At 71.2% G+C, this 21956-nt stretch carries 16 protein-coding genes; 7 read left to right on the top strand and 9 right to left on the bottom strand.

Features of this window, described 5'->3' with window-relative positions:
* Positions 1–2: 2 nt before the first annotated feature.
* The 3 genes from CW362_RS32110 to CW362_RS32100 are packed head-to-tail and all read right to left on the bottom strand — an operon-like array spanning position 3 to position 2768.
* Entirely contained in the window at positions 3–914 is a 912-nt protein-coding gene (locus CW362_RS32110) for an ABC transporter ATP-binding protein (RefSeq protein WP_103553116.1), read from the bottom strand.
* Positions 911–1816 (bottom strand): hypothetical protein, encoded by a 906-nt coding sequence (locus CW362_RS32105; RefSeq protein WP_103553115.1) that lies wholly within the window; start codon positions 1814–1816, stop codon positions 911–913. The genes CW362_RS32110 and CW362_RS32105 overlap by 4 nt, the downstream gene beginning before the upstream one ends.
* Positions 1806–2768 carry an ABC transporter ATP-binding protein gene (locus CW362_RS32100; RefSeq protein ID WP_103553114.1) on the bottom strand — a complete coding sequence of 321 codons (963 nt, stop codon included), beginning with the start codon at positions 2766–2768 and terminating at the stop codon, positions 1806–1808. Before CW362_RS32100 ends, CW362_RS32105 begins: the two co-directional genes overlap by 11 nt.
* A gap of 315 nt (positions 2769–3083) precedes the next feature.
* Here CW362_RS32100 and CW362_RS32090 point away from each other — a divergent pair, with 315 nt between their 5' ends.
* The 6 genes from CW362_RS32090 to CW362_RS32065 all read left to right on the top strand — a co-directional run bounded on the left by CW362_RS32090 (position 3084) and on the right by CW362_RS32065 (position 9760).
* Positions 3084–4853: an SDR family oxidoreductase gene (locus CW362_RS32090; RefSeq protein WP_103553112.1), complete on the top strand. Its 1770-nt coding sequence runs from the start codon at positions 3084–3086 to the stop codon at positions 4851–4853.
* A gap of 353 nt (positions 4854–5206) precedes the next feature.
* The gene (locus CW362_RS32085; RefSeq protein WP_103553111.1) at positions 5207–6151 is read left to right on the top strand and encodes a MerR family transcriptional regulator; all 945 of its coding nucleotides are present in this window, start codon (positions 5207–5209) and stop codon (positions 6149–6151) included.
* Positions 6152–6381: 230 nt separating this feature from the next.
* The gene (locus CW362_RS32080; protein WP_103553130.1) at positions 6382–6930 is read left to right on the top strand and encodes an RNA 2'-phosphotransferase; all 549 of its coding nucleotides are present in this window, start codon (positions 6382–6384) and stop codon (positions 6928–6930) included.
* A gap of 65 nt (positions 6931–6995) precedes the next feature.
* Positions 6996–7868 (top strand): DUF72 domain-containing protein, encoded by an 873-nt coding sequence (locus CW362_RS32075; protein ID WP_103553110.1) that lies wholly within the window; start codon positions 6996–6998, stop codon positions 7866–7868.
* Between the two features lie 10 nt (positions 7869–7878).
* On the top strand, positions 7879–8775 hold the full coding sequence (locus CW362_RS32070; protein ID WP_103553109.1) for an LLM class flavin-dependent oxidoreductase: 897 nt from the start codon (positions 7879–7881) through the stop codon (positions 8773–8775).
* 97 nt (positions 8776–8872) lie between these two features.
* Positions 8873–9760, top strand: a complete 888-nt coding sequence (locus CW362_RS32065; protein WP_162684300.1) for a Cof-type HAD-IIB family hydrolase — start codon at positions 8873–8875, stop codon at positions 9758–9760.
* A gap of 252 nt (positions 9761–10012) precedes the next feature.
* Here the strand turns inward: CW362_RS32065 and CW362_RS32060 are convergent, their stop codons facing one another.
* The 6 genes from CW362_RS32060 to hisC form a co-directional block, all read right to left on the bottom strand.
* Positions 10013–11056, bottom strand: coding sequence for a M23 family metallopeptidase (locus CW362_RS32060; RefSeq protein WP_103553129.1), 1044 nt, complete (start codon positions 11054–11056; stop codon positions 10013–10015).
* A gap of 146 nt (positions 11057–11202) precedes the next feature.
* Entirely contained in the window at positions 11203–12912 is a 1710-nt protein-coding gene (locus CW362_RS32055) for a sensor histidine kinase (RefSeq protein WP_103553107.1), read from the bottom strand.
* Positions 12913–13016: 104 nt separating this feature from the next.
* Positions 13017–16544: a thiol reductant ABC exporter subunit CydD gene (gene cydD / locus CW362_RS32050; protein ID WP_103553106.1), complete on the bottom strand. Its 3528-nt coding sequence runs from the start codon at positions 16542–16544 to the stop codon at positions 13017–13019.
* Positions 16545–16604: 60 nt separating this feature from the next.
* The gene (gene cydB, locus CW362_RS32045) at positions 16605–17612 is read right to left on the bottom strand and encodes a cytochrome d ubiquinol oxidase subunit II (RefSeq protein ID WP_103553105.1); all 1008 of its coding nucleotides are present in this window, start codon (positions 17610–17612) and stop codon (positions 16605–16607) included.
* A gap of 20 nt (positions 17613–17632) precedes the next feature.
* Positions 17633–19138, bottom strand: coding sequence for a cytochrome ubiquinol oxidase subunit I (locus CW362_RS32040; protein WP_103553104.1), 1506 nt, complete (start codon positions 19136–19138; stop codon positions 17633–17635).
* A 328-nt stretch (positions 19139–19466) separates the two neighbouring features.
* Positions 19467–20543, bottom strand: coding sequence for a histidinol-phosphate transaminase (hisC, locus tag CW362_RS32035; RefSeq protein ID WP_103553103.1), 1077 nt, complete (start codon positions 20541–20543; stop codon positions 19467–19469).
* 476 nt (positions 20544–21019) lie between these two features.
* On the opposite strand from hisC, the gene CW362_RS32030 reads away from it, so the two are divergent.
* Positions 21020–21956, top strand: a 937-nt coding sequence (locus CW362_RS32030) for a LacI family DNA-binding transcriptional regulator (RefSeq protein ID WP_103553128.1), incomplete at its 3' end; no start/stop codon positions are given.

Genomic DNA, 21956 nt, shown 5'->3' with positions numbered 1-21956 from the left:
TCCTACGCCGCGACGAGATACGAGAAGACGGATTCCAGCGACTCGTCGGACGGCGACACCGTCAGCAGCCGGATGCCGTGCTCACGCGCGACCTTCGGCAGCAGGGCGGTGAACCGGCCGAAGTCGACGGCCTGGACGCGCAAGGCGCCTTCGGCGAGGTCGACCTCGATGCCGGAGGTCGACGGGTCGGCGATGAGGGCGGCGGCCAGTGCCCGGTCGTCGCTGGAGCGGACCAGGTAGCGGTGGGGGCGGTCGGTCATCAGCCGGCGGATGCGCCGGAAGTCGCCGCTCGCCGCGTGCCGTCCGGCGACGATCACCTCGATGTGGGCGGCGAGCTGCTCCACCTCTTCGAGGATGTGGGACGAGAACAGGACCGTGCGGCCCTCGTCGCCCATGCGGCGCAGCAGGTCCATGAGCTGCATGCGCTGGCGCGGGTCCATGCCGTTGAACGGTTCGTCGAGCAGCAGCAGCGAGGGGTCGTGGACCAGCGCGGAGGCCATCTTCACGCGCTGTCGCATGCCCTTGGAGTACGTGGAGATCTTGCGGTCCTGCGCGTACTCCATCTCGACGGTGGCGAGCGCCCGGTCCGCGGCCTTCGGGCCGAGGCCGTGCAGTTCGGCGTTGGCGAGGACGAACTCGCGTCCGGTCAGGAAGTCGTACATCGCCTCGCGTTCGGGGACGATGCCGATGTGCCGGTAGATGTCCTCGTTGCGCCAGGTCGGCTCGCCGTCGAGGGTGACGGTGCCCGTGGAGGGGGCGAGGAAGCCTCCCATCATGTTGATGAGGGTGGACTTCCCGGCGCCGTTCGGGCCGAGCAGGCCGGTGACGCCGGGGCCGATCGTCATCGTGATGTCGTTGACCGCCACCACGTTGCCGAACCAGCGCGATACGTGGTCGATGGTGAGCGTGGTCACAGCCCGGCCTTTCGGTAGCGGCGCATCAGGAGGCCGTAGCAGCCCGCGATGAGAGCCAGGACGACGGCGAGGTAGACGAGGCCCTGTGCGGACGAGGGGCCCACCTGGCCGGGGAAGGCGGAGGAGGCGCCCAGGAAGGCCGTCTGGACTCCGTCGATGAGGGTGATCGGGGAGAAGAGCCCGAGCCAGGGGACGGCTCCGCTGCTGGACCGCTCGAAGGCGATGGCCTGGACGGTGGAGACCGCTCCGTAGGAGATGGTCAGGGCGGCGATGACGGCCGCGATGCCGAAGCCGCGGCGCGGGGTGACCGCGGAGATGACCAGGGCGATGCCGGCGAAGAGCAGGGACAGCAGCGCCACGGAGGCCAGCCCCTGCCCGAAGCCCTTGGACTGGTCGGCGAAGTCGAGCTTGGCCAGCAGCGCGCCCACGTAGAGGACGATCAGCGGGGCGGCCGTGAGGACGAACAGGGCCGAGGCGAGGGCCGCGTACTTGGCGCGCACGTAGTCGGAGGTCTCGATGGGGCGCGAGAAGTACAGCGGGACGGTCTTGAAGCGCAGGTCGCGGGAGACCGCCTGGGGGCCCTGCGAGGCGACGTACAGGCCGATGACGGCCTGCATGATCACGGCGTAGCGGGTGTAGTCGACGGGCAGGTCCTTGGCCTTGGTGGCGACCGCGACGGCCACCATGATCAGCGCGGGGACGCACATGACCACGAAGAGCAGCATCGGCAGGATCTTGGACTTGACCGAGCGGCCGAGTCCGTAGGCGCCGCGCAGGGACTGCGAGTAGAGGGAGCGGCGGGCGTAGGCGCGGCCGAGGCGCGGGCCGTCGTAGGTGCGGTAGCCGATGTTGTGGATACGGGTCTGTTCACCCGGCTGGGTGAGGGGGTGCTCAACCGCCATGGCCGACCGCCTCCTTCCGCTGTTCGTCGGTGTCGGTGAAGACCTCGGCGATGTGGTGCCTGCGCTGTTCCATGCGGACCAGCCCGAGGCCGAGGTCGGCGACCGTGTCGCGGACGAGGTCGTAGGTGTCCTCGCTCTCGGCGGTGAGCAGCAGGATGTGTCCGGCGCCGGGCAGTCCGCCGCCGTCGTGGGTCTCGATCCCGCGCGCGTGGAGCACCTCGCGGACCGCCTTCGTGCCGTCCGGGTGCTCGTCGCTGTCGGTGACCTCGATGGCGAGGGTGGTGGTGGTCTTGGTGAAGTCCGTGGTGGAGCTGGAGCGCAGCAGTTTGCCGCCGTCCACGACCACCACGTGGTCGCAGGTGCGTTCCAGTTCGCCCAGGAGGTGCGAGGTGACCAGGACCGAGATGCCGAAGTCCGTGTGGATGCGGCGGATCAGTCCGAGCATGTCGTCGCGGCCGACCGGGTCCAGGCCGTTGGTCGGTTCGTCCAGGAAGACCAGCTGGGGGTCGTGGACGAGGGCCTGCGCGAGTTTGACGCGCTGCTTCATGCCCGTCGAGTAGCCCCCGATGGGGCGGTAGCGCTCCTCGTACAGACCGACGTGGCGCAGGGTGTCCGCGGTGCGCTCGCGGGCCGCGGCCGGCGGCAGTCCGGACATCCGCGCCATGTGGACGACGAACTCGGTGGCCGAGACGTCGGGCGGCAGGCAGTCGTGCTCGGGCATGTACCCGACACGCTCGCGGATGGCGGCGCCCTCGGTGGCGACGTCGAGACCGAGCACGTGCGCGCGGCCCTCGGTGGCGGGGGACAGACCCAGCAGGATCTTGATCAGTGTGGACTTGCCGGCTCCATTGGCTCCGACGAGTCCGGTCACACCGGGCCCGACGTCCACGGAGAGCCGGTCAAGCGCGGTCACCCGGGGGTACCGCTTGCTCAGGCTTTCGGTCGCGATCACAGTCACGGTTCGACGGTAGTGGCGCACACCACAGGGGTCGTCAGCCCACGGAGGTGGATCGGGGTCAGCCTCCAGTCGTACGGGCCCGTAGGGGTCACTCTCAGGTACGGCCGCCGGGCCGCGGGCACGTCCCGCCCGGACGGCCGGTCGTCCACAGCCGCCCGCGGGACTGTTGACGCGGCCTCTAACAACTGCCACATTCGCCGGTGTCACGTTACGGACACGTACCGCGATCGGTGCGGCCGGGCGGGGCGGTGGCACGACGACGGCCATGACGGACGGTCTGCCGCGGGTGCGGCACCGGGGGGAGGACGAGTGGGTCTCGTGGGCGCGCGCGAGCGCCGGGTACGGACGGGCGGGGTCGAGCTGTGCGTCGCCGAACTGGGTGACGGCGGGCGGCCGACCGTGATGCTGGTGCACGGCTATCCGGACTCCAAGGAGGTGTGGTCCGAGGTCGCCGCGCGGCTCGCCGACCGCTTCCATGTCGTGCTCTACGACGTGCGGGGACACGGCCGTTCCACGGCGCCGCGGCCCCTGCGGGGCGGGTTCACGCTGGAGAAGCTGACCGACGACTTCCTGGCGGTGGCCGACGCCGTCAGCCCCGGCGAGCCGGTGCACCTCGTGGGCCACGACTGGGGTTCGGTGCAGTCGTGGGAGTTCGTCACGGCAGCCCGCACCGAGGGGCGGATCGCGTCCTTCACGTCGATGTCCGGTCCGTCGCTCGACCACCTCGGCCACTGGATCAGACGGCGGACGCGACGGCCCACCCCGCGCGGGGTCGGCCAGCTCCTCGGCCAGGGCGCCAAGTCCTGGTACGTGTACATGCTGCATACGCCGGTACTGCCCGAACTGGCCTGGCGCGGCCCCCTGGGCAAGCGGTGGCCGAAGATCCTCCAGCGGCTCGAGAAGGTGCCCGCGGGCGACTACCCGACCGCGTCGCTGCCCTCCGACGCGGCGCACGGCGCGTGGCTCTACCGCGACAACGTACGGTCCCGGCTCGGCCGCCCCCGTGAGGACGCGTACGCGCACGCACCCGTGCAGCTCATCACCCCCCTGGGTGACGCCTTTCTCTCCGAGCGGCTCCACGACGAACTGGAGAAGTGGGCCCCCGGTTCGGTGCGCCGCACGCTCCCGGCCGGGCACTGGGTCCCGCGGACCCGTCCCGACCAGCTGGCCGCCTGGATATCGGGGTTCGTGACGGCCAACGAGGGCCGCGGGAGCGAGGTGTCCGCGCCCGGACCGGTGGCCCGCGGCAGGTACGCGGACCGGTTCGGCGGGCAGCTCGTGCTGGTCACCGGCGCCGGCAGCGGCATCGGGCGGGCCACCGCGCTCGCGTTCGCCGAGGCCGGCGCGCGGGTGGTGGCCGTCGACCGGGACGCGGAGACCGCGGCCCGCACGGCGGAGACGGCCCGGCTGATCGGCTCACCCGCCGCCTGGGCGGAGACCGTCGACGTCGGCGACGAGCGGGCCATGGAGAAGCTCGCCGACAAGGTCGCCGCCGAGTACGGCGTGGTGGACGTGCTGGTGAACAACGCGGGCATCGGACTGTCCGGGTCCTTCTTCGACACCACGGCGGAGGACTGGAGGAAGGTCCTCGACGTCAACCTGTGGGGCGTGATCCACGGCTGTCGGCTCTTCGGCGGGCAGATGGCCGAGCGCGGGCAGGGCGGCCACATCGTCAACATCGCGTCGGCCGCGGCGTACCAGCCCTCGCGGGCGCTGCCCGCCTACAGCACCTCCAAGGCGGCCGTGCTGATGCTCAGCGAGTGTCTGCGCGCGGAGCTGGCCGGGAAGGACATCGGCGTCTCGGCGGTCTGCCCCGGCTTCGTCAACACGAACATCACCGCGACCGCGCGCTTCGCCGGGGTCGACGCGGCCGAGGAGAAGCGGCGCCAGAAGAGGGCGGCGCGGCTCTACGGACTGCGCGACTACCCGCCGGAGAAGGTCGCCGAAGCGATCCTGCGCGCGGTCGTCCGCGACGAGGCGGTGGTTCCGGTCACCCCGGAGGCGCGCGGTGCCCGCTTCCTGCACCGCTTCGCGCCCGGAACGCTGCGCGCGATCGCGCGGATGAAGCCACCCCTGTGAGCGGATGACCGGACGAGGCGCGGGGCGTCCCGGCAGGACCGGCCGTCCCGGTTCGCCGCCCGCCCCGGTTCGCCGGCCGTCCCGGTTCGGGCCGTCCGCGTTCCGGCCGTCCGCGTTCCGGCCCGCCGTGCGCGACGAGGCCGCGCACAGGACCGTGCGCGGAAGGCCGTCGCCCGGCCGGAAGGAGTTCCGCGCGGCCGTACCGCGCCCTCCGCGGCGGTCGTACCATCCGTCGCGGGAGGGTTCACCGCTCAGGCCCGCCGGACGCCCGGCGCGGCCGCCCACGGCTCGGTTCGCGGCGGGGGCGAGCGGGCGGCGTCCTCCCGGGGCCCGGGGGCAGGAGGGCGGAAGAGATGGGCGACGAGCCGGGCGGTGTCGTGTACCGCATCGAGGACCTGGCGCACCACAGCGGCGCCACGGTCCGGACGATCCGCGCGTATCAGGACCGGGGGCTGCTGCCCCGCCCCGAGCGGCGCGGTCGCGCCAATGTGTACGCGGACGCCCATCTGGCGCGGCTCCGGCAGATCGCCGATCTCCTGGACCGCGGCTACACGCTGGCCTCGATCAAGGAACTCCTGGAGGCCTGGGACTCGGGCCGGGGCCTGAGCGGGATACTCGGCCTGGTCGCCGAGGTCGGCGGACCGTGGACCGAAGAGGAGCCCGCCCGGATCTCCCGGGCCGAGCTCGAGGAGCGGTTCGGCGGCCTTCCCGACGACGCGGCGGTGGCGGAGGCCGTGGAGCTGGGCGTGCTGGAGCCCGTTCCGGGCGACGAGGACTCCTTTCTCGTCCCGAGTCCCCAAGAGCTGTCGGCGGCGGTCGAGTTGCACGCCGCGGGCGTTCCGCTGCCCGCGATCGCCCGCCATCTCAGGGAGTTGAGGGGACAGGTGGAGCACATCGCCTGCCGCTTCCTGGAGTTCACCACGGAGCACGTCTTCGCGCGCCGTCCGGGGGAACATCCGCCGAGCGACGCGGAGGCGGCCGAGGCGGCCGCACTCGTACGACGGCTCCGGCCGCTCGCCCGGCAGGCGGTGGACGCCGAACTGGCCCGTGCCATGCGGCTCTTCGCCACTCGCCGTCCGAGCCGGCACCTCACCGCCGGGCAGTTCCCGGCGGAGCGGGAGAGCGCGCGTCCGGTGGAGGTGTCCGCCGGGACGATGAGGGCCGTTGAGCGCCTGGTCGGCGCGGAGCAGGCTGCGGCCTTCATCACGGCGGCAGCAGAACGGGAGCTACAGACACGCACGTTGGACCGCCTGACGGCAAACAGCCCACACCACATCATTGTTGACGAAGTGCCTTGAACAGGAGGCACGTTGTCCACAGGTTCGCCAATTCGCCTGTGGATAACACTACTTGGCTGTGGATCAAACCTCAGGTCCAAAATAAAATGCGTGATCCGACTCTCTCCAGGCACGCTGGGGGAATGAAGGAGCACGCCGACGAACAGACGCGCGGACGGACAGGTGAGCGAACCCGGATCCGGACGCGCGAGCGGACGGATGACCGGACGGAACGACGGGCCGATGAACCGATGGATGAAAAACGCACCGTGAAGGTGTCGAAGTACCTCTCGAAGCATCTGCGGCACCAGCCCGAACGGATCGGACTCACCCTCGGCGAGGGCGGCTGGGTCGAGATCGACGCGCTGATCTCCGCGGCCGACGCGCACGGCTTCCGGCTCACCCGCGACGAGCTCGACCATGTGGTGGCCAACAACGACAAGCGGCGCTTCGCCGTCGAGGGCACCCGCATCCGGGCCAGTCAGGGCCACTCCGTCGAGGTCGACCTCGGGCTGCCCCCGGCGACTCCGCCCGCGTACCTCTACCACGGGACCGTGGCCCGCAGCCTGGACCCGATCCGCGCCGAGGGCCTGAGACCCATGAACCGGCACGACGTGCACCTCTCCGCCGACCGGGAGACGGCGACCCGCGTCGGCGCCCGCCGCGGCCGCCCGGTCGTCCTCGCCGTGGACGCCGCCGCCATGCACCGTGACGGTCATGTCTTCCAGGTCAGCGCCAACGGCGTCTGGCTGACGAAGGCCGTGCCCCCGCGCTATCTGCGGTTCCCCGGACCGCACTGAACCCGGCCGGCAGTCCGTTCCGGTCCCGGACGAATCCGGCACCGCATACGGGGAACTCGGGCCGGATGGGAGAGATCCGGGTCGGAACCTGCTCGTGGACGGACAAGGCGCTGGTGTCCAGCGGCTGGTATCCGGCAGGTCACCGCGACGCGGAGGGCAGACTGCGGCACTACGCCACCCGGTTCCCGGTGGCGGAGGTGGATTCCACCTATTACGGACTGCCCAGCACCCGCAACAGCCTTCTGTGGATCGACCGCACACCCCCGGGGTTCCGGTTCGACGTGAAGGCGTTCTCCCTGCTCACCGGGCATCCGACACGGCCGGAAGCGCTGCCGGCGGACCTGCGCCCGGCCTTCGCACGGCAGCGGGAACGATCAGGCGTCGATCCCGGACTGCTCGACGACGTGTGGGACCGGTACAGCGGGGCCCTCGAACCGCTCCGCGCATCCGGCCGTCTGGGAACGCTGGTCTTCCAGTTCTCGCACCGGTTCGTCCCCGGGAGGCCGGCGGTGGAGTTCCTGCGCCGGTCCCGTGAGCGCGCCGCCGGCTGGCCGGTGGCCGTGGAGTTCCGGAACCCCGGCTGGTGGCGCGACGAGCACGTCGACGCGACGACCGCCCTGCTGACCGACCTGGACGCGACGGCCGTGGCCGTGGACATGGCGCAGAACCTTCCCGATTCCGTACCACCGGTCGTACGGGTCACCTCTCCGGAATTCGCCCTGGTGCGTCTCCACGGTCGCAGCGGCGCCTGGCGGACCGGCACCAAGGAAGAGAGGTTCCGCCACTCGTACACACGCGAAGAACTCTCCGAGTGGACACCGCGCGTCCGCGAGATGGCCGGGCGGGCGCGGGAGGTCCACGTCCTGTTCAACAACTGCTGCGGTGACGCCGCCGTCCGCGCCGCCCAGTCGATGCGACACCTGCTCGGTCTCTCGTAGAGTCGACCCCATGCGACTGAGCACTGTGATTCTGCCGATCGACCGCTGGCGCGACGAGGGCCGCGACAAGTGGCGGCGCGCCGAGGAACTGGGCTTCCACACCGCGTTCACCTACGACCACCTCTCCTGGCGGACCTTCCGCGACGGACCGTGGTTCGGGGCCGTGCCGACGCTGACCGCGGCGGCCGCCGTCACCGACCGGCTGCGCCTCGGCACGCTCGTGACCTCGCCGAACTTCCGGCACCCGGTGACCCTCGCCAAGGATCTGATCTCCCTCGACGACGTCTCGGACGGCCGGGTCACGCTGGGCATCGGAGCCGGCGGCACCGGTTTCGACGCCACCGCGCTCGGACAGGACCCCTGGACCCCGCGTGAGCGCGCCGACCGCTTCGGCGAGTTCGTCCCGCTGCTCGACCGGCTCCTCACCGAGGACTCGGTCTCCTACGGCGGCAACTTCTACTCGGCGCACGAGGCGCGCAACATCCCTGGCTGTGTCCAGCGCCCCCGGCTGCCGTTCGCCGTGGCCGCCACCGGCCCACGCGGACTGCGGCTCGCCGCCCGTCACGGGCAGGCCTGGGTGACGACCGGCGACCCGAAGCTGTACGAGACGGGCACCCCCGAGCAGTCGGTCCAGGCCATGCGCGGACAGATCGGCAAGCTCGCCGACGCCTGCGCCGAGATCGGCAGGGACGTGGCGGAGCTCGACAAGATCCTGCTCACCGGCTTCACCCCCGACCGGGGCCGCCCCCTGGAGTCCCTCGACGCGTTCGTCGACTTCGCGGGCCGGCACGCCGAACTGGGCTTCACCGACATCGTGATCCACTGGCCGATCCCCGGCTCGGACTTCGCCGCCGACCCGAAGGTCTTCGAACGGATCGCCATGGAGGCGGCGGCCCAGCTGCGCTGAACCGCGCCGCCACGACGCGGTTTCGACAGGGGGTGACGGCACCGCTGAGGACGGTGACCACTCAGGTGTGCGGACCGCCGCACGGCCGTGCGCGCCCGTGCGGGAGAATGAGCACGTGACCTCAGCGACTCGCCGGCCCGAGACCCCGGCCTCCACCGTCCCGCCCCGGCTGATCGCCACGGACCTCGACGGCACCTTGTTGCGCGACGACAAATCGGTGTCCGACCGCACGATCGCCGCCCTCGCCGCCGCCGAACAGGCAGGCATCGAGGTCTTCTTCGTCACCGGCCGCCCGGCCCGCTGGATGGACGTCGTCAGCGACCACGTCCACGGGCACGGCCTGGCCATCTGCGGCAACGGCGCCGCCGTGGTCGACCTGCACGGCGGCCCCGGCGCCCACCGCTTCGTCAAGATCCGCGAACTGACGACCGACATCGCCCTGGACGTGATCCGGATCCTGCGCTCCGCCGCGCCCGGCACGGTGTGTGCCGTCGAGCGGACGTACGGCCTCCATCTCGAACCGGGCTACCCCCTCATGCACATGGAACCCCCGGAGATCGTCCTGCCCGCCGAGGAACTCCTCGCCGAGGACGCGCTGGACGCCGATCAGCCGGTGCTGAAGGTGCTCGCGTTCCACCCGGAGATGGACCCGGACGAATTCCTCGCCGTCGCCCGCCCGGCCATCGGCGACCGGGCCAACGTGACCCGGTCGAGCCCCAGCGCCCTGCTGGAGATCAGCGGTCCCGGCATCTCCAAGGCCAGCACCCTCGCGCTGTGCTGCGCCGAGCGCGGCATCTCCCCCGAGGAGGTCGTCGCCTTCGGCGACATGCCGAACGACGTCGAGATGCTCACCTGGGCAGGCCGGTCGTACGCGATGGGCAACGCCCATCCCGCGGTGATCGCCGCCGCCTCCGGGCGCACGGTCGCGAACAACGAGGACGGGGTGGCGGTCGTGATAGAGCGGATCCTGGCGGACCGCGCGTAACCCTCCGGGGCACGGCCACGGGTTCTCCGGCGACATGCCGGAGAACCCGGACGGCGGTGGGCGGCCGGCCCGAGGACCCGGGCCACGCACCGGAGGCCCCGGCGGCCTCCGTACGGAAGCGGGGCTCGGTGGGCACCCGCCCGATCGCGTCGGCCGCCACGACCCGATCCGGCCCGGCCCGGTCCGGCCTGACCCGGCCCGGTCAGGCCTCACACGGTCCTGTCCTGTCTTGTCCGGTCCGGACGGAACTCGCTAGACGACGACCCCGTGCCCCGCCAGCCACGGCACCGGATCGATCGCCGATCCCATGTCCGGCGTCACCCGCACCTCGAAGTGCAGGTGCGGGCCGGTCGAGTTGCCGCTCGTGCCCGACTGCCCGATCCACTCCCCGGTCGAGACCCGCTGCCCCTGGTCGACGGCGACGGACGCGAGGTGCGCGTACTGGGTGTAGTAGCCGTCCGGGTGCTCGATCACGACCTCGATGCCGAAGGCGCCGCCACAGGACACCCTCACCACCCGGCCCGCTCCGGCCGCCCGCACCGGGGTGCCGATGGGCACCGCGAAGTCCTGCCCGGTGTGCCGGTGCGCCCAGTGCTCGCCCCCGCTTCCGAAGCCCGCGGAGAGTTCGTACGTCTCCACCGGCGCGACCCACGCGCGCGTGAACTGCACCGGCGGCTGGTCGAGGCGAACGGTCCCGCGGCAGGAGCCCGCCGCCACGGAGGCGTCCGCCCGGCTCTGCAACGCCGACCGCGCCTCGTCGAGCTTCGCCTCGATCGTCCGCTTGATCGCGGCGAGTTCCCCGCTCCGCTTCTCCAGCGCCTGCCACTCGGACCGGGCCTTCGCCTCGTCCTCGGCGAGCCGGCCCTCGGCGCGCCTGCTCTTCGCGACGGCGCCGGCGACGGCCAGATCGGCTCGCCGCACGGCGTGCTGACCACGCATCAGACCGTCGGGGTCCTTCGCGAACAGGATCTGCGCCGTGTACGGCAGCCCGCCGCCCTGCCGGTAGTGGGCGCGCACGATACGGCCCAGGTCCTCGTGCAGGACGGCGATCTCCTGCCGCTCCCGCGCGAGGAGGCGCTCCGCCCGCTCGGCCCGGCCGCGCTGCGCCTCGGCGTCCTGTCTCCCCGCCTCGTACTGCCCCGTCGCCACGGAGGCGTCCTCGTACAGCCGTGCCACCTGGGCGCTGATGTCGAGGTCCTCACCGTCTCCCTCGGCCGCCGCGGGCCGGGCAGCGAGGACCACGAGCGCGGACAACAGGGCCGGTACGAGAAGGGGATGGCGGCGAGATGGACGCATGACAGCGATCGTGGCCCGTGCCTTCGGGACCGGCTCGTTCAAGGCGTACACCTGGGGGACGGGGGATCACGAATGGCCCAGCGGCACGGCCGGTCGGTCCCGTACCGGCGGGTGCCGTCGCGAACAGGTCTTCCGTGCAAGGGGATTCAGTGCGGTACCTGCCACACCACCGTCGCGCCCCCGCCGTCCGCGCCGATCCCCGGCCCGTGCCAGCTCGCGCCGCCCAGCGACTCGGCGCGCCGTTCGAGATTCTTCAGACCGCTGCGCCGGCCGCCCTCGGGGATGCCGACGCCGTTGTCCGCGACGGCGAGGCGCACGCCCGGGCGCCCGTCCGGCAGCAGGACGTCCGCGTCGACGGAGACCTCGATACGGGAGGCTCCCGCGTGCCGGAACGCGTTGGAGAGCGCTTCGCGCAGCGCGGCGATGAGGTTCTTGCCGGCGAGTTCGCCGACCAGTGTGTCGACGGGGCCGGTGAAACGGTGTCCGGGCTGGAAGCCGAGGGGTACGGCCGCCGTGTTGATCTCGCGCAGGACGCGGGTGCGCAGCCCGGACGGCATCTCGGCGGGATCCTGCCGGAGCGCGAAGATCGCGGTGCGGATCTCCTGGATGGTGATGTCGAGTTCGTCGACCGCCCTGCCGACGCCCCGCCGCACCTCGGGCACGTTCGACCGGCGCTGCGCGCTCTCCAGCATCATCCCGGTGGCGAACAGCCGCTGGATGACCAGGTCGTGCAGGTCGCGGGCGATCCGGTCGCGGTCCTCGTACACCGCGAGGCGTTCCCGGTCGCGTTGCGTCTCGGCCATCATCAGGGCCAGGGCGGCCTGCGAGGCGAACCGTGTGGCGAGGGTCCGCTCGGTCTCGGTGAACTGGCGTCCCTCGCGGGACCGCGGGGTGAGAAGGGCGCCGAGGACCCTGCCGTCGCTCTGTAGGGGGAGCATCATGACGGGTCCGTAGTCGCGGGTGAGATCCGCCCGCATACGCGGGTCGGCGGACGCGTCCGCCAGGAACACCGGCTTCCCGTCGCGGAGTTCGACGACCAGTTCGCTCTCCGGCGGGACGACCACGCCGAGTTCCTTCGACGGGTGGTCCGAGGCCACCGCGACGACCTCCAGGCCGCCCTCCTCCACGGGCAGCAGTACGATCCCGGCCGCGGAACCCGAGAGCCGGCGGGCCTGTTCGGCGACGGTCTGCAGCGCGTCCTCGGCGTCACCGCCCGCCAGCAGCGCGGTGGTGACGGCGACCGAGCCGTCGATCCAGCGCTCACGCTGCTGCGCCGCCTCGTACAGACGGGCGTTGCCGACGGCGATACCGGCCTCCGTGGCCAGCACCCGCACCATGTCGAGATCGTCGTCGTCGAAGGTGCCACCACCACGCTTCTCGGCGAGGTAGAGGTTCCCGAAGATCTCTCCCTGCACCCGGATCGGCACCCCGAGGAAGCTGTGCATCGGTGGATGGCCGGCCGGGAACCCGCAGCAGCGCGGGTCGTCGGCCAGATTCGCGAGGCGCACCGGATCGGGGTCGCGGATGAGCGCGCCCAGCAGCCCCTTGTGACCGTCGGGCCTCCGCCCGATCCTGCGGACGGTCTCCTCGTCGACGCCGTGATGGACGAAGTCCGCGAGTCCCTCACCGCCCTCGGCCACGACTCCGATGGCCGCGTACCGCGCGCCCGTGAGCTCGGCCGCCGTCTCGCAGATGCGGTCCAGCTTGGAGTGCAGCTCCAGCCCTGATCCGACCGACCGCACGGCCTCCAGCAGCCGCGGGACCCGTACGGCCGGCTCTCCGGGCAGCCCTCCCCGGGCACGGGCCGCCGCGTCCGTGCTGTCGCCCGGGACGGGGGAGGCCGGGGCCGCTGACATGACTTGAGCCTAATCAGTCCCCTTTGTGCGGGAAAGTCGGGTCACGGGGAGGAACGGCCCCGGGACCGCAGGTGCCTCCCCCTGACCGTCCGCGCGTACGGCGCTCAGCGCGCCACCGCGCGCACCAGCAGATCTCCGGCGGTCTCCCGCTCCACCATCTCCCGCAGCGGCCCCTCGGCGGCGGAGAGCTCCGCGAACGTCCCGCGCTGGACCACACGTCCCCGCGCGAGCACGATCACCTCGTCCACCGCGTCCAGCCCGGCCAGCCGATGCGTGATCAGCAGTGTCGTACGGCCCTCGGTCGCGGCCAGCAGATCCGCGGTGAGCGCGTCGGCCGTCGGCAGGTCGAGGTGTTCCGCCGGTTCGTCGAGAACGAGTACGGGGAAGTCGGCGAGCAGCGCACGCGCCAGAGCGAGCCGCTGGCGCTGGCCGCCGGACAGCCGTGCCCCGTGTTCTCCGATCAGGGTGTCGAGCCCGTCGGGCAGCCCGTCCACCCAGTGGAGGAGCCGGGCCCGCCCGAGCGCGTCACGCAGTGCGGCCTCGGTCGCGTCCTTGCGGGCGAGCAGCAGGTTCTCGCGCACGGTGCTGTCGAAGAGGTGCGCGTCCTGGGCGCACAGCCCGACCAGTCGGCGTACGGCGTCCCCGTCCGTTCGGTACGCGTCCGTCCCGCCCAGCGTGTACGTCCCCGCCTCCGGGTCCAGGAAGCGCAGCAGCACCTGCGCGAGCGTCGTCTTGCCCGCCCCGGACGTGCCGACCACGGCGATCCTGCGGCCCTCTTCGAGGGTCAGATCGATCCCGGCCAGCGCGTCCCGGTCCTGCCCCGCGTGACGGGCCCGGAGCCCGGCCACACGGAGCGGGAACGGTGACAGGGGCGCCGGCTGCGGCTCTTCGGGCTCGCGTACGGGATCGGCGGCGTCCAGCACCTCGTACACGCGCTCGGCGCTCCTGCGCACCCGCTGCCGGTACTGGACGGCGAGCGGCAGCCCCATGACGGCCTCGAAGGCGGCGAGCGGGGTGAGGACGACGACGGCCATGGCCACGCCGTGCAGTCGGCCCGCGGCGACCGCCTGGGCGCCCACGACGGCGGCGGCCGCGACCGTGAGCCCGGAGACCAGTGCCGTGAGTCCGTCGCCGAGGGCGGTCGCGGTGGCGGCTCGCGAGGCGATGGCCGTGAGAACGCCGTCGGCCCGCCGCGTCCTGGCGATGCGGACGGGCAGCGCGCCCGCGACGGTCAGTTCGGCGGTCCCCGTGAACAGATCGGCCACCTGGGTCGCGAGCGCGCCGCGCGCGGGAGCCAGTCGTCGCTCGGCGCGGCGCGCCACGGCGCCGGTCACCAGGGGAACACCGACGCCGGCCGCCAGCAGGCCAACGGCGAGAACGGCCCCGGCTTCGGGCAGCAGCCAGGTGGTGAACCCGACGGAGGCGGCCGACACCAGGGCCGCGGCTCCGACCGGCAGCAGCCAGCGCAACCAGTAGTCCTGCAGGGCGTCCACGTCGGCGACGAGCCGTGACAGCATGTCACCGCGCCGGGTGGTCCGCAGTCCCGCGGGCGCGAGCCGTTCCAGTCGCCGGTAGACGGCGACCCGTGTGTCGGCCAGCATCCGCAGCACGGCGTCGTGCGACACGAGCCGTTCCGCGTACCGGAACACCGCCCGCCCGATGCCGAACGTCCTGGTGGCCGTCACGGCCACCATCAGATAGAAGACCGGCGGCTGCTGGGACGCCCTGGAGATGAGCCATCCGGAGGTCGCCATGAGGCCGACGGCACTGCCGAGCGCGAGACCGCCGAGGAGCAGCGCGAGCGCGAGCGGCCCACGTCGGGGAGCCGCCATCGCCCGGACGCGGGCGAGCGCACCGCCCCGGTCCCGGGACATCGCGACGAGCGCCTCTCCGTCCACCGGGGGCGCGCCACCCGGCTCGGCCGCCCGGGGCGGCTGTGCGCGCGTCGGCTCGGCGGAACCGGGAACGCCGTCCACGAGCGCCGGCCGCGGCTCGTCGGTCACGGCGGCTTCCAGGCGTACCACCCGGTCCGCCGCCTCCAGCAGGGCCGGCCGGTGCACGACCAGCAGTACGGTCCGCCCCACGGCCAGCCGCCGGACCGCCGCGACGACCTCGGCCTCGGTCTCCCCGTCGAGCGAGGCCGTCGGCTCGTCGAGCAGCAGCACGGGCCGGTCCGCCAGGAACGCCCGCGCCAGCGCGAGACGCTGGCGCTGACCGGCCGACAGTCCGGCGCCGTCCTCGCCGAGGACCGTGTCGGCCCCGGCGGGCAGCGCGTCGACGAATCCTGCCGCGCCCGCGTCGACGAGAGCCCTGCGCAGCGCGTCGTCGTCGGCGTCGGGTCGCGCCAGCCGTACGTTCTCGGCGATGGACCCGGCGTACAGGTGCGGTCGCTGCGGCACCCAGGCGATCCGTGAGCGCCACTGCGTGAGGTCGGCGTCGGTGAGTTCGACTCCCCCCGCCCGGGCCTGACCGGCGGTGGGCGCGACGAACCCGAGCAGGACGTTCAGCAGGGTCGACTTGCCCGCGCCGCTGGGGCCTACGAGGGCGACCGTCTCGCCGGTCCCGACCGTGAAGGAGACGTCCGAGACCGCGTCCGACGAGCGCCCCGGGTACCGCACGGTCACGCCCTCGAAGGCGATCTCCCCCGCGGGCACAGGCAGCGAACCGGACCTCGGCGCCGGAGTCTCCAGCACCTCGAAGATCGCCTCCGCCGCCGCGAGTCCCTCGGCGGCGGCGTGGTACTGGGCGCCCACCTGCCGCAGCGGCAGATAGGCCTCGGGGGCCAGCACGAGGATGACGAGCCCTGTGTACAGGTCCATCTCTCCGTGGACGAGGCGCATTCCGGTGGTCACCGCGACCAGGGCGACCGAGATGGTGGCCAGCAGTTCCAGGGCGAAGGAGGACAGGAAGGCGATCCGGAGCGTCCTCATGGTCGCCTGCCGGTACTCGCCGGTGATCTTCCGGATCGACTCGGCCTGCGCCTTGGCCCGGCCGAACACCTTGAGCGTGGGCAGTCCCGCGACCACGTCCAGGAAGTGTCCGGACAGCCGGGACAGCATCCGCCACTGGCGGTTCATCTGGCTGCGCGTGGCCCAGCCGATCAGCACCATGAACAGGGGGATGAGCGGCAGGGTGGCGACGATGATCGCCGCGGACACCCAGTCCTCGGTGACGATCCGCGCCAGCACGGCCACCGGCACCACCAGCGCGAGTCCCAGCTGGGGCAGACAACGCGAGAAGTAGTCGTCGAGCGCGTCGACGCCCCGTGTCGCGAGAGCGACCAGGGATCCTGTGCGCTGACCGCTGAGCCACCCGGGTCCGAGCGCCGCGGCCTTCTCCACCAGCCGCCCCCTCAGCTCCGACTTGACCGCGGCGCTCGCACGGTGTGCGGCGAGCTCGGTGAGCCAGGCCACCGCGGCACGCCCGAGCGCCACGGCCGTCAGCAGCATCAGGGGAGTACGCAGTTCGGCGACGGAGAAACCGTGCTGGAAGGCGCCGACCACGACTTCGGCGATGAGCATCGCCTGGGCGATGACCAGGGCCGCTCCGGCGACACCCAGCCCCACGACCGCCGCGAGGAAGAAGCGGGTGGCTCGGGCGTACCGGAGCAGGCGCGGATCGATTGGTTTCACGTGAAACACACCTTTGGCCCATCAGGCATGTTTCACGTGAAACATGCCGCTACATCGGATTCAGTGCGACACGTCCACGGCGATGTGGTGCGTGCCGATGCGCTTGCGGAACACCCAGTAGGTCCAGCTCTGGTAGAGCAGGACGATCGGCGTGGCGATCACGGCACACCAGGTCATGATCTTCAGGGTGTACTGGCTCGACGAGGCATTGGTGACCGTGAGGCTCCAGTCCGCGCTGAGCGAGGACGGCATGACATCGGGGAAGAGCGACAGGAAGAGCATCGCGACGGCGGCCACGATGGTGATCCCCGAGAGGATGAAGGCCCATCCCTCACGCCCGCCGTTGACCATCGCCAGCGCCCCGACGAGGGCGACCACGGCCACGATCAGCGCTGCCAGCGAGGCACCGTCACCGCTGTCGATCTGGGTCCAGATCAGGAAGACCAGCGCCAGCACTGCTGTTGCCAGGCCGACCTTCAGCGCGAGCTTCCGCGACCGCTCCCGGATGTCCCCCACCGTCTTGAGTCCGACGAACACGGCCCCGTGGAAGGTGAACAGCGTGAGCGTGACCAGACCGCCGAGGATCGAGTACACGTTGAGCAGGTCCCAGAAGTTGCCCACGTACTCGAAGTTCCGGTCGATCTTCACTCCGCGCACGATGTTGCCGAAGGCCACTCCCCACAGGAACGCGGGGATCAGCGAGGTCCAGAAGATCGCCGTCTCCCAGTTGCGCTGCCAGTGCTCCTCGGACCGCTTCGCCCGGTACTCGAAGGCGACACCGCGCACGATCAGACAGACCAGGATGATCAGCAGCGGCAGGTAGAAGCCCGAGAAAAGGGTGGCGTACCACTCGGGGAAGGCCGCGAAGGTCGCGCCGCCGGCCGTGAGCAGCCACACCTCGTTGCCGTCCCACACGGGGCCGATCGTGTTGATCAGCACTCGCTTCTCGACACGGTCGCGGGCCAGCAGCTTGGTGAGGATGCCGACCCCGAAGTCGAAGCCCTCCAGGAAGAAGTAACCGATCCAGAGGACCGCGATGAGGACGAACCAGACGTCGTGAAGTTCCATGACTCAGCAGCTCCCCGAGCCTAGTAGGAGAAGGCCATCGGCTTGTCGGCGCCGGAGTCGCCGCCGATCCTCGTGGGCGGGTTGAGGTCGGACTCGGTGAGCTCGGGCGGCCCTGCCTTGACGTACTTCGCGAGCAGCTTGACCTCGATGACGGCGAGGATCGCGTAGAGCAGCGAGTAGACGGTCAGCGAGGTGATGACCTCGCCCTGGGAGACTGTGGGGGACACCCCGTACCGGGTCTGGAGAACGCCGTACACGACCCACGGCTGACGGCCCATCTCGGTGAAGATCCAGCCCCAGGAGTTGGCGATCAGCGGGAACGCCAGGGTCCAGATCGCGATCCGCCAGCCCCACTTGGTGAGCTTCGGTCCGAGCGCCTTGTTCTTGAACAGGACCAGATGCGGTGCCTCGTCCTCGCCGACCCTCAGGTGCTGCGGCAGCATGAACTTCTTGCGGGTCAGCCAGAGCCCGACGATGCCGATCACGAAGGAGGCCATGCCGAAGCCGATCATCCAGCGGAACGCCCAGAAGGTGACCGGGATGATGGGGCGGTAGTCGCCGGGACCGTACTTCTCCTGCTCGGCCTTGTTCGTGTCGTTGATGCCGGGCACGTACGAGTCGAAGTCGTCGTTGGCGAGGAACGACAGTATCCCCGGGATCGACAGCTCGACGGTGTTGTGGCCCTTGCTGACGTCTCCGTAGGCGAAGATCGAGAAGGGTGCGGATTCCTGGCCGTCCCACAGCGCCTCGGCCGCGGCCATCTTCATCGGCTGCTGCTTGAACATGACCTTGCCGAGGGTGTCACCGCTGATCGCCGTGAGGAGACCGGCGATGACGACGGTGACTAGACCGAGCCGCAGCGAGGTCTTCATGACGGCGACGTGCCGCTTGCGGGCCAGGTGGATCGCGGCGATGCCCACCATGAACGCCCCGCCGGTCAGGAAGGCCGCCGTGAGGGTGTGGAACACCTGGGCGAGCGCGGTGTTCTGGGTCAGCACATGCCAGAAGTCGGTGAGTTCCGCGCGCCCCTTCTCCTTGTTGATCCGGTAGCCGACCGGGTGCTGCATCCACGAGTTGGCCGCGAGGATGAAGTACGCGGACAGCATGGTGCCGATGGAGACCATCCAGATGCAGGCGAGGTGGAGCTTCTTCGGGAGCTTGTCCCAGCCGAAGATCCACAGCCCGATGAAGGTGGACTCGAAGAAGAAGGCGAGCAGGGCCTCGAAGGCGAGCGGGGCCCCGAAGATGTCACCGACGAAGCGTGAGTAGGCGGACCAGTTCATGCCGAACTGGAACTCCTGGACGATGCCGGTGACGACGCCCATGGCGATGTTGATCAGGAAGAGCTTGCCCCAGAACTTGGTGGCCTTGAGGTACTTCTGATTCTCCGTACGTACCCAGGCGGTCTGCAGGCCGGCGACGAGCGCGGCGAGCGAGATCGTCAGGGGGACGAAGAAGAAGTGGTAGACGGTGATAATGCCGAACTGCCATCGCGCCATGGTCTCCGGCGCCAAAGCCAATTCCACGTCGTCAGTCTCCTTACGTCGCCGTGGTCACAGCGGCAGTGTGCCCGCTTCACAACAGACATCACGGGAGCAACAGGACACGCTTGTGAACGCGTTCACATTCACAAGCAATTATGACGCATGCCCGTTCGGGCCCCGGGGTGGGGGTCCTTAAGCCGGACCGATGGGCCCACGCACCGATGGGCCCACGCGCGGAGGGGCCCGTACGCGTCGATCGCGTACGGGCCCCTCCGCGGACTCACGGGGCGCCGCCCTCACGGGCCCGGACGGGCCCGGCCCGGCGGGCGGTCGCCCGGCCGTCCCGGTGCGCGGCCGGTCGGCCGAGCGGCTACAGCCCCTTGTGGAAGCTCTCGGTCGCCTTCAGGAAGATGTCGTTCGCCTCGGTCTCGCCGATGGTGACCCGGACGCCCTCGCCGGCGAACGGACGCACGACGACACCGGCCTGCTCGCAGTGCGCGGCGAAGTCGAGGGTGCGCTCCCCCAGACGCAGCCACACGAAGTTGGCCTGCGTCTCGGGCACCGTCCAGCCCTGAGCGCGCAGGGTGTCGACCACCCGGGTGCGCTCGGAGACCAGGGAACCGACCCGGCCGAGCAGTTCGTCCTCGGCGCGCAGGCTCGCCACGGCGGCGTCCTGGGCGAGCTGGCTCACACCGAACGGGACCGCCGTCTTGCGCAGCGCGGCCGCCACCGGCTCGTGCGCGATCGCGAAGCCGACCCGCAGGCCGGCCAGCCCGTACGCCTTGGAGAAGGTGCGCAGCACGCAGACATTGGGCCGGTCGCGGTAGATCTCCACACCGTCCGGCACCTCGACGTCACGGATGAACTCGCGGTACGCCTCGTCCAGGACGACCAGCACGTCGCTGGGCACCCGGTCCAGGAACCGCTCCAGCTCGGCCCGGCGGACCACGGTGCCGGTCGGGTTGTTCGGGTTGCAGAGGAAAATCAGCCGGGTCCGGTCGGTGACGGCGTCGGCCATCGCGTCCAGGTCGTGCACCTCGCCCGGGGTCAGCGGCACCTGCACCGAGGTCGCCCCGCTGATCTGCGTGATGATCGGGTACGCCTCGAAGGACCGCCAGGCGTAGATGACCTCGTCACCGGGACCGCTCGTGGCCTGCAGCAGCTGCTGCGCGACGCCGACCGAGCCGGTGCCGGTCGCCAGGTGGGAGACGGGGACGCCGAAACGGTCCGCCAGCTCGTTCATGAGCCCGGTGCACGCCATGTCCGGGTAGCGGTTGAACGAACCGGTCGCCGCGGTCAGGCTCTCGAGGACACCGGGCAGCGGCGGATACGGGTTCTCGTTGGAGGACAGCTTGTACGCCACCGCGCCGGCGGCGGCGGGCTTGCCGGGCTTGTAGGTGGGGATACCCGCCAGCTCGGCACGCAGCTTGGGGTTCGTCTCGCTCACCGCAGTCCTCCTCGTGACCACCAGCGGCTCATGACCACCACCGGCTACCAATGCTTCTCACCTTATGAGGATTCCGCGCCGCTGCGAATGGGCTGTGGACAACCGGACACCACCTCGTGTCCGACGGGACGGTCCTCCACGGACGCCGAGGACGCCTGGACGGCCGTCGGCGCCGCACGGTCCGGGACCGCCCTCGTACGAAGTCGTACGAAAAGGGGGCGCGTCGTCGATTACCACATGCGCCGGTGGCTCACGCCGTGGCGCGCATCCCTCGTACAGGTGAGTTGAGACCTCTTCGAGACATGGCCCACTCGACAGGCCTGCACGCGCCGACAAGTCACGTATTGGGGTAGTAGCACTCAACTACCTTCACTTCAAAGGAAGTTACCGACTGTCGATCATGCAGAAACGTGCCTGTCAACGCGTGCATATGCGTCCGCACTACCCCACCGCATGAGCCCTACTATCGGCTCGCCATGACAGCAGCAGGGAAGCACCAGGTGAGCCGGGCGGAGACCTCCCGCCGAGGCGGTCGGCCGGGCAGGGCGGGCATCAGAGACGTGGCCGCGGCAGCAGGGGTCTCCATCACAACCGTGTCCGATGCCCTCAACGGCAAGGGGCGGCTCCCGGACGCCACCCGACGCCACGTCCGCGAAGTCGCCGACCGGCTGGGCTACCGCCCCTCGGCCGCGGCCCGAACCCTCCGTACCGGCAAGTCCGGCCTGATCGGCCTGACCGTCACCACGTACGGGGATGAACCTTTCACCTTCACCGAGTTCGCGTACTTCGCCGAGATGGCCAGAGCCGCCACCTCGGCCGCGCTCGCCCGGGGATACGCCCTGGTCATCCTCCCCGCGACCTCCCGCCACGACGTGTGGTCGAACGTCGCCCTGGACGGGACCGTGGTCATCGACCCGTCCGACCAGGATCCGGTCGTCAGCGAGCTGGTCCGCCAGGGGCTGCCCGTCGTCTCCGACGGCCGGCCCGTGGGATCGCTCCCGGTCACCGCCTGGGTGGACAACGACCACGAGGCCGCGGTCCTCGGCATCCTCGACCACCTGGCGGACGCGGGTGCCCGCCGCATCGGTCTGCTCACCGGCACCACCACGGACACGTACACCCACCTCTCCACCACCGCGTACCTGCGCTGGTGCGAGCGCGTGGGCCAGGATCCCGTGTACGAGGCCTACCCGGCGCACGATCCGTGCGCCGGAGCCGTGGCCGCCGACCGGCTCCTCGCCCGGCCCGACCGCCCGGACGCCGTGTACGGCCTCTTCGACCCGAACGGCACCGACCTGCTGGCCGCCGCCCGCCGCTACGGTCTGCGCGTGCCCGACGACCTGCTGCTGGTCTGCTGCAGCGAGTCGACGGTCTACGCCAGCACCGAGCCTCCCGTCACGACGCTCTCCCTCA

This window comes from Streptomyces populi, from assembly GCF_002911015.1.
Taxonomy (GTDB): Bacteria; Actinomycetota; Actinomycetes; order Streptomycetales; family Streptomycetaceae; genus Streptomyces; species Streptomyces populi.
This window is presented reverse-complemented; position numbering and strand designations above follow the sequence as displayed.

Excerpts from the sequence above, each read along its gene's own strand:
- CW362_RS32085 (WP_103553111.1), top strand. The coding sequence starts at position 5,207 with ATGGGCGACGAGCCGGGCGGTGTCGTGTACCGCATCGAGGACCTGGCG.
- CW362_RS32055 (WP_103553107.1), bottom strand. The coding sequence starts at position 12,912 with ATGTCAGCGGCCCCGGCCTCCCCCGTCCCGGGCGACAGCACGGACGCG.
- CW362_RS32105 (WP_103553115.1), bottom strand. The coding sequence starts at position 1,816 with ATGGCGGTTGAGCACCCCCTCACCCAGCCGGGTGAACAGACCCGTATC.
- cydB (WP_103553105.1), bottom strand. The coding sequence starts at position 17,612 with ATGGAACTTCACGACGTCTGGTTCGTCCTCATCGCGGTCCTCTGGATC.
- CW362_RS32070 (WP_103553109.1), top strand. The coding sequence starts at position 7,879 with ATGCGACTGAGCACTGTGATTCTGCCGATCGACCGCTGGCGCGACGAG.
- CW362_RS32075 (WP_103553110.1), top strand. The coding sequence starts at position 6,996 with ATGGGAGAGATCCGGGTCGGAACCTGCTCGTGGACGGACAAGGCGCTG.
- CW362_RS32060 (WP_103553129.1), bottom strand. The coding sequence starts at position 11,056 with ATGCGTCCATCTCGCCGCCATCCCCTTCTCGTACCGGCCCTGTTGTCC.
- CW362_RS32080 (WP_103553130.1), top strand. The coding sequence starts at position 6,382 with ATGGATGAAAAACGCACCGTGAAGGTGTCGAAGTACCTCTCGAAGCAT.